This is a genomic window from Helicobacter magdeburgensis (genome assembly GCF_000765825.2).
GTDB classification, from domain to species: domain Bacteria; phylum Campylobacterota; class Campylobacteria; order Campylobacterales; family Helicobacteraceae; genus Helicobacter_C; species Helicobacter_C magdeburgensis.
Map to the genome: position 1 here is coordinate 1 of NZ_JRPE02000050.1, position 632 is coordinate 632.

At 34.7% G+C, this 632-nt stretch carries 1 protein-coding gene; it reads right to left on the reverse strand.

What is annotated here, in order from left to right; all coding sequences use genetic code 11:
• Positions 1-632, reverse strand: a 632-nt coding sequence (locus tag LS74_RS11605; protein WP_034589910.1) for a bacteriophage T4 gp5 trimerisation domain-containing protein, incomplete at both ends; no start/stop codon positions are given.

A 632-nucleotide genomic window follows, 5' to 3' on the forward strand; every position in this document is an offset into this window, starting at 1 on the left:
TTCCCCCCTATCTCCACCTCCTTATCCTCTCCTATATATTCGCTACTCTTCTTTGCAATCCTTACTTTGTTATCTACTCCTACATTTAAAGTATGGCTTAATCCTACAATAGTATCTTTAGATAAAGCTACATTGGTATTATATTCTCCTCCAATACTTACAATCTTTGCTAAATCTATGGTTTGAGTATGAATCTTTTTAATCCTTTCATTATAAGTTCCCTCTACTTGAGATTCTTTATTGTTATGTATGGTTTGAGTGAAGTTATGCTTAATGAGTTCTTCATAATCTCTTTGTGCTTGAAGATAGATGTGTTCTTGTTCTTTAAGATTTGAAAGCGTGATTTCATTAAATCCAGATTCTATGAGATTGTGATGAGAGTTTGTATTCTCTGCTTGCAATGCACTGCTATTATTAAGAGTTCTTGCACTTAAACTTGTTTGATGAGAGGCTAAGGGTAAAGAGGGTAAGGCAGGATTACTTTGGTTATACAGACTGCCACTAATATAAGGCTTATCTATATCCTCATCAAAGAAACTCACAATCACTTCATCTCCAACTCTTGGAGTATGATAAAAACCTGAACTTGCACTTGCAATAGGGGAGCTTACTCTAAGATAAGGAGAGTAATG